The sequence below is a fragment of the Moorena sp. SIO3E8 genome (assembly GCF_010692445.1).
Taxonomy (GTDB): Bacteria; Cyanobacteriota; Cyanobacteriia; order Cyanobacteriales; family Coleofasciculaceae; genus Moorena; species Moorena bouillonii.
In genome coordinates, this window is record NZ_JAAHHM010000245.1 from 1 (window position 1) to 5,517 (window position 5,517).

The 5,517-nt window shown below is 47.7% G+C and carries 7 protein-coding genes; 5 read left to right on the forward strand and 2 right to left on the reverse strand.

Going from position 1 to position 5,517, the window contains the following annotated elements; all coding sequences use genetic code 11:
* Positions 1-450: 450 nt before the first annotated feature.
* The 3 genes from F6K46_RS37850 (at position 451) to F6K46_RS37860 (ending at position 2,390) form a co-directional block, all read left to right on the forward strand.
* Complete coding sequence (locus F6K46_RS37850) at positions 451-1,176, forward strand: Uma2 family endonuclease (protein WP_293068422.1); 726 nt, start codon at positions 451-453, stop codon at positions 1,174-1,176.
* Between the two features lie 213 nt (positions 1,177-1,389).
* A complete protein-coding gene (locus F6K46_RS37855) occupies positions 1,390-1,566 on the forward strand; it encodes a hypothetical protein (protein ID WP_293019717.1) in 177 nt (58 codons plus the stop codon).
* 641 nt (positions 1,567-2,207) lie between these two features.
* Entirely contained in the window at positions 2,208-2,390 is a 183-nt protein-coding gene (locus F6K46_RS37860) for a cyanobactin class RiPP (RefSeq protein ID WP_293068428.1), read from the forward strand.
* Positions 2,391-2,421: 31 nt separating this feature from the next.
* Here the strand turns inward: F6K46_RS37860 and F6K46_RS37865 are convergent, their stop codons facing one another.
* Positions 2,422-2,562, reverse strand: coding sequence for a hypothetical protein (locus F6K46_RS37865; RefSeq protein ID WP_293068430.1), 141 nt, complete (start codon positions 2,560-2,562; stop codon positions 2,422-2,424).
* Positions 2,563-2,881: 319 nt separating this feature from the next.
* Complete coding sequence (locus F6K46_RS37870; protein WP_293068433.1) at positions 2,882-3,007, reverse strand: hypothetical protein; 126 nt, start codon at positions 3,005-3,007, stop codon at positions 2,882-2,884.
* A 26-nt stretch (positions 3,008-3,033) separates the two neighbouring features.
* Between F6K46_RS37870 and F6K46_RS37875 the strand changes: the two genes are divergently transcribed.
* Positions 3,034-3,159 (forward strand): hypothetical protein, encoded by a 126-nt coding sequence (locus F6K46_RS37875; protein WP_293068436.1) that lies wholly within the window; start codon positions 3,034-3,036, stop codon positions 3,157-3,159.
* 12 nt (positions 3,160-3,171) lie between these two features.
* The gene (locus tag F6K46_RS37880) at positions 3,172-5,376 is read left to right on the forward strand and encodes a PatA/PatG family cyanobactin maturation protease (protein WP_293118002.1); all 2,205 of its coding nucleotides are present in this window, start codon (positions 3,172-3,174) and stop codon (positions 5,374-5,376) included.
* Positions 5,377-5,517 lie beyond the last annotated feature (141 nt).

The window sequence follows — 5,517 nt, forward strand, 5'->3', positions numbered from 1 at the left end:
TATTGTGCGTTTGGTTAATTGGTGCCAGGGAGTTCCATTTGCAGCTACCCGATGTTCTCGTTTTGCTGCTCTTGCGCCGACCGGTTGACCTATGTGTAAACAAATATTAATTTGGCCAGCGGTATCAAAATTGGGGGATTTAGGGGGCTTGGATGTAGCAAATGAGACTTCTCAGACAACCTCTAAGCGATCAGCTGTCAGCTAATGCGCTACGCCCACGCTACGCGAACAGTACAAATAATTTAAGTAGGGTGGGCAAAGTTTCATTCTCTACAATACTGATTTAAACCCAACTTTTTTTGCCCACCCTACAAGGTACAACTTAGAGGAAATTAAGTGTAAAAAAAAATCTGAATTCAAGTAAGGTGGGCAAAATTATATTATCTATAATAGTCAAAAGAACCCAACTTTTTTTGCCCACCCTACAAGCTCTAACTGATAGTAAATCCCATGACTATTTCTACCCTACCCTTAACCATACCCCCCCTGGAAAACGGCGACACACTCACCCGTTTTGAATTTGAGCAGCGCTACGCCGCTATGCCCGAGATCAAAAAAGCTGAATTAATAGAAAGATGTGTGTATATGACTCCTGCTGTTCATGCTAAAGCTCACGGTAAACCCCATGCTCACATTATGGGATGGCTGGTTGCCTACGAAGCGGTTACTACTGGTGTAGAAGTTTTGAATAACTCTACCGTGGGTCTAGATGCTGACAACGAAGTCCAACCCGATGCTCTGCTGCGCATTGAGGAAAATGGACAATCTACGATCAGCAACGACGACTATGTCGAAGGGGCACCGGAACTGATTGTTGAAATTGCCGCCAGTAGCGCCTCTTATGATCTACACCAAAAATTTAATGTCTATCGCCGTAATCAGGTGCAGGAGTATTTGGTCTGGCGAGTGTATGACCAAGAATTGGATTGGTTCTGTTTACAAGAGGGGAAATATATTGCCTTGCAACCTGATCAATCAGGCATTCTCACTTCAACAATTTTCCCTGGTTTGTGCCTGGCGAAATCCGCCTTATTATCCGGAGATCTAGGCACTGTGTTAGGGGTTTTACAAGAGGGAGTAGGGAACAGGGAACAGGGAAAAGGGAGTAGGGAGATAGGGAATCGGGAGTCGGGAATCGGGAATCGGGAATCGGGAATCGGGAATCAGTCGGAGTAGATAGTCAATGTGTGACGAGTTAAAGAAAAGTAGACTGACTGATTGTCAAAGTAATCGTGCTAAGCGATCGCATAAATACTCGTAGGGTGGGCATTGCTGAACATGATCAGCCATTCAACGGCGAGCAATTAAATAGGCAATGCCCACCAACACCTTGCTCGTAGTAGATCGCATAAATACTCGTAGGGTGGGCATTGCTGAACATGATCTTTATTGAACGACGAGCAATTAAATAGCAATGCCCACCAACACCTTGCCTGTTGCTGCTTGACTCCAATACTCCCCATCACCCCATCACCCCATCACCCCAACTCCCCACCCTTCCTCCTCCCGACTCCTGATTCCCGATTCCCGACTCCCTACTCCCGATTCCCAATTCTTAATTCTTAATTCTACATTCTACATTCCCAACTCCCCATTCCCCTTGACTCCCCGCCCTTATCCAAGGGTATTCTAACCACTAGAAATAACTAAAAATAAAGAGGAGCCTAAGAAAAATGGGAAAAAAGAAACTCTTGCCTAGCAAAAAAGGTCCCATCCTACGTTCCACCACCGCCAAGCCTATCCCCGGCTTGTCGGAAGCTCCGCTGACTACAGGATGGGCAGGGGAAGCCCATCGCTCGCTGGTAGAGTTATCTGGCTTTCGCTTCGCCGCCAAGAGAGACAGAGAGTTAGGCTTTCGCGGGAGGGGACGATGCTGAGTAAGAATTAGTCGATCTAAACAAGCGGCAAATTGTATCAAAAGTCTTTTTTCTAGTGGCTGTTCAAAGTTTCGTGGCACGGGCATCTTGCCCGTGGCTGCTATTAGTTTTGTAGAACAAACATCTTGCCGGTCGCTCCCGTTAAAATTCTACCCCACTCCCGACTCCCGACTCCCGACTCCCGATTCCCGATTCCCAATTCTAAATTCTCAATTCTTAATTCTTAATTCCCCACTGTAAACAATTGTAAACCCCCCTTGACTCCCCGCCCTTACCCAATGGTATTCTAAACCCTGTAACCAACAAAATATAACAGGAGCATTCATAAAAATGGGAAAGAAAAAGTTACTCCCAGGCCAAAAATCTCCCATCGTACGTTCCACCACCGCTAAGCCCATCCCCGGCTTGGAAGAAACAGCCCTGACTGAGGGCATGGGGCATGTGTTGGGCGCAATAACCCCATCACATCACGATGTCCCTGGTTATCCTTTTGCGGGGGACGGGGAGGATTAAGGCTACTCTATCACAGTTTTCTGAAATTATGTCAAAAGTCTTTTTTTTCATTGCTGGGCGGTCGATTGGCCGCGATAAATTTGCGGGAAACCCTTGCTAATTCCGGGTCTTCCGTTACCTGGCACGGCATGGTTTTTGCTCGATGCTTGCCCTGGTGAGACTTTTTTGACAAATGTTGTGATTCCGATAGAGAAACCCCAGCTATTGGGGTTTTTCGTTTTAAATAGGGGAATCGGGAATTAAGAATTAAGAATTAAGAATTAAGAATTAAGAATTAAGAATTAAGAATTTAAAATCGGGATACTTGTAGGGTGGGCATTGCTGAAAATGATCTTTATTGAACGGCGAGCAATTAAATAGGCAATGCCCACCAATACCGAATTTCTGAGTATTTGATGGTAAGAATCGGGATACTTGTAGGGTGGGCATTGCTGAAAATTATCTTTATTGAACGGCGAGCAATTAAATAGGCAATGCCCACCAATACCCAATTAGAATCGGGAATCGGGAATCGGGAATCGGGAGGAGTAGATAGTCAATGTGTGACTAGTTGATGGTAATATTTGGCGGGAACGGGCATCTTGATGGCATAGGCATCTTGATGGTAGAATAGCCATCTTGGTGAAATAGGAATCTTAGTGGAATGGGCATCTTGCCCGTTGCTTCTGTTAAAATTATCCGCGACTCCCGATTCCCCACTCCCCACTCCCCACTCCCGACTCCCGACTCCCGACTCCCGATTCCCCATCTCCCCACTCCCCATCCATAACCTTAAAAACAAATGCCCGACCTCTCCACCCTCCCCGGCTTCACGGAACTCCAAACCCACACCACCGGTGATTCTCGCCTTCTGATCGCAGTATTAGATGGTTCAGTAGACTTAGACCGAGCCTGTTTCCAGGGGGCAAAGCTGAGTCGAATAACCCCCTTTTGGTCACAAGAACTGGTCATTGACCCGGATCTGATTAAAGTCTTCCGAGACATTGATCAGTTAGATGACTTTGACGACGACACCAAAAAAGAAAAACTAGAAGCCGCTATTCCGGACGACCGGATTCGTCATCGGATTTTCTGCGATTTCCATGCCACCCATATTTCCAGTACCATTTTTGGACAACCAGGCTCTCCCGTTGAAGGGATTGCCCCTGGTTGCCGAGGCATTAATATCCCCATTGCTCGGGATGGGGAGAACTTCATCAACCCCCTGAACCTAGTTCATGCCTTTAATCAAGCCTTGGAACTGGGAGCAAATATTATTCACTGCGCCGCCTGTCACCCCACCCAATCCGGTGTCGCCCATGAACTGTTGGAAAAAGCAGTGCGTCAAGCCCAGGATAATAACGTTCTGGTGGTTGCCCCTGGTGGTAATGATAAAGGGGAATGTTGGTGTATTCCGGCAGTTTTGCCAGGAGTACTCACCGTTGGAGCCTACAAAGATAATGGTCAACCGGCCAAGTTCAGTAACTTCGGTGGCCAGTATGCCAAACAAGGGGTGCTGGCTCCCGGAGAAAATATTCTGGGGGCACAACCGGGAACCGATGAAGCCGTGCGGAAAAAAGGAACCAGTTGTGCGGCTCCGGTAATTACCGGAATTTCCGCCTTGTTAATGAGTTTGCAATTACAACAAGGGGCAGCTCCCGATGCGGAAGCCATTCGTGCTGCTATTACCAATAGTGCCATTCCCTGCGACCCGGAAGAAGTAGAAGAACCGGAACGCTGTTTGCTGGGCAAGGTTAATATTGCCGGTGCCTTTGAGTTAATTACTGGACAAGAATTAGCCGCCAAAGGTGAAGAGTCAGAGATTACCAGTCAAGGCTCAGAGGATAAAAGTACGATTGTTTTTATATCGTCTAAGGAAGGGAATCGGGAATCGGGAATCGGGAATCGGGAATCGGGAATCGGGAATCGGGAATCGGGAATCGGGAATCGGGAATCGGGAATCGGGAATCGGGAATCGGGAACAGGGAATCGGGAATCGGGAATCGGGAATAGTGGAGAAGAATTAACGGAAACAGGAACAGAAAATCAATTAACCTTATCCTCTTCTGATGGGGTTAGCGCTAATAATATCACTGCTAATAATATCACTGCTGATAATATCACTGCTAATACTACAGCAGCGAATAATATTGTGCCCAGTGCTGCTTCAAACCTGGTCTATGTGATGGGAACGGTGGGGTATGATTTCGGCACGGAAGCAAGGCGGGATTCCTTTAAGCAGTTAATGCCACCGGTAGAGGTCAACGGGGTAATGGTTCCCCCCAACCCCTACGATGCCAGGCAAATGGGAGATTATCTGGGTCAGAATCTCTATGAAGCCAAGTCGTTAATTTGGACCTTGAACCTAGAACTGACGCCCATTTATGCCCTGGAACCGGTGGGGGCATTTGCCGATGATACTTACGCCACCTTGCAGGATATGCTGGCCAGTGAGGCATTGCCAGAAAATGATGATGAGTATATAGAACGGGTGAGTATGGCGGGACGGTTGAGCCGGAAAACCGTCAAACTCTTCTCTGGACAAGAGCTGCCGGTGTTGAAGCTTTATAGTCCCCGGGGCATGTACGGCTGGACAATCAACACCTTAGTGGATAATGCCATTGAGGCGGTTCGTCAGGAACAGCAGAATGCTGATGAAGCCGCAATGCGGAAGTCTTTGACGGCATTTCTACATCGGGTCTATTATGATCTACGGAACTTAGGACAAGCTGACCGCGATCGCGCTATCAACTATGCCGCTATTAATGCCTTTCAAGCCGCCGAAAGTATTTCCGAAGCGGTAGCTATAGGCATGGAACTCCATAGTATTGAAGTAGAGAAGAGTCCCTTCTGTCGTTATGATAGCAACTGTTGGGATGTAAAACTGAAGTTCTTTGACCCAGACAATGGTCGCAGAGCCAAGAAAATCTATCGCTTCACCATTGATGTGATTGATCTAGTTCCCGTTACCTTAGGTCACGTGCGTTCTTGGTCCGTACCGAAGTAGGGAGTAGGGAGTAGGGGAGTCGGGAGTCGGGAGTCGGGAGTCGGGAGTCGGGAGTCGGGAGTCGGGAGTCGGGAGTCGGGAGTCGGGAGTCGGGAGTCGTGAGTCGGATCTGAAGAGATCAGGTCTTGACTCCAGGCAAAT

What these genes read in the sequence shown, in the direction of transcription:
- F6K46_RS37850 (WP_293068422.1), top strand. Translation starts at nt 451, where the DNA reads ATGACTATTTCTACCCTACCCTTAACCATACCCCCCCTGGAAAACGGC.
- F6K46_RS37860 (WP_293068428.1), top strand. Translation starts at nt 2,208, where the DNA reads ATGGGAAAGAAAAAGTTACTCCCAGGCCAAAAATCTCCCATCGTACGT.
- F6K46_RS37870 (WP_293068433.1), bottom strand. Translation starts at nt 3,007, where the DNA reads ATGGCTATTCTACCATCAAGATGCCTATGCCATCAAGATGCCCGTTCC.
- F6K46_RS37875 (WP_293068436.1), top strand. Translation starts at nt 3,034, where the DNA reads ATGGGCATCTTGCCCGTTGCTTCTGTTAAAATTATCCGCGACTCCCGA.
- F6K46_RS37880 (WP_293118002.1), top strand. Translation starts at nt 3,172, where the DNA reads ATGCCCGACCTCTCCACCCTCCCCGGCTTCACGGAACTCCAAACCCAC.